Source organism: Flintibacter sp. P01028 (assembly GCF_041925235.1).
In the GTDB taxonomy this organism is placed as follows: domain Bacteria; phylum Bacillota; class Clostridia; order Oscillospirales; family Oscillospiraceae; genus Lawsonibacter; species Lawsonibacter aceti.
Map to the genome: position 1 here is coordinate 1 of NZ_JBHEVC010000028.1, position 764 is coordinate 764.

The 764-nt window shown below is 60.3% G+C and carries 1 protein-coding gene; it reads left to right on the forward strand.

Features of this window, described 5'->3' with window-relative positions; all coding sequences use genetic code 11:
- Positions 1-764 (forward strand): S-layer homology domain-containing protein (locus ACEVJK_RS14430; RefSeq protein WP_374740902.1); only part of this gene is annotated, 764 nt, incomplete at both ends.

The following is a 764-nucleotide window of genomic DNA, read 5'->3' on the forward strand; positions in this document are numbered from 1 at the left end:
CCAACGTCACCCGTAATGAGATGGCCGTGGTCATGTCCAACCTGCTGGACTACACCGTGTCCAGCTACAAGGGCACTGCGCCCTTCAGCGACGTGCCCTCCTGGGCCGAGCCCTATGTGGCCGCCTGTTACACCAACGGCATCATCGCCGGCTACGACGCCAAGACCTTCGGCGGCAACGACTCCGTCACTACCGGCCAGGCCGCTCTGATGCTGATGAAGGCCCTGGGCTACTTCCAGTATCAGTCCGACTTTGGCGACGACTGGCTGGTGGAGACCACCCGTCAGGGCAGCCAGATCGGCCTGTTTGACGACGTGGACACCGGCGCCACCCAGGCTCTGACCCGCAACGATGTGGCTCAGATGGTCCTGAACGCCCTCGAGGCCAATATGGTGCAATACACCGGCAACGGCGGCACCACCATCAAGGGCGACGGCTATGAGATCACCACCGGAAAGGCTACCTATGAGGACCGTACCAGCACCAACAACAAGTACGGCAAGATCGACAACGAGAGCCGCGACCGCAACGATGGCAAGTATGTCATCCAGTTAGGCGAGGACCTGTATGACGGCGACCTGGAGAAGGATGCCGACGCAGACGATTTCGGCCGTCCCGGCACCACCTGGAGCTATGAGGGCGATGAGATCGGCACTTATGCCGACAACGCTGACGACTCCATGGTCATCAACAAGACCCTGAGCGCCCAGGCGATTCTGGTCACCGACAGCGACTATTTTGATTATAACCGCAAGGATCTGGCC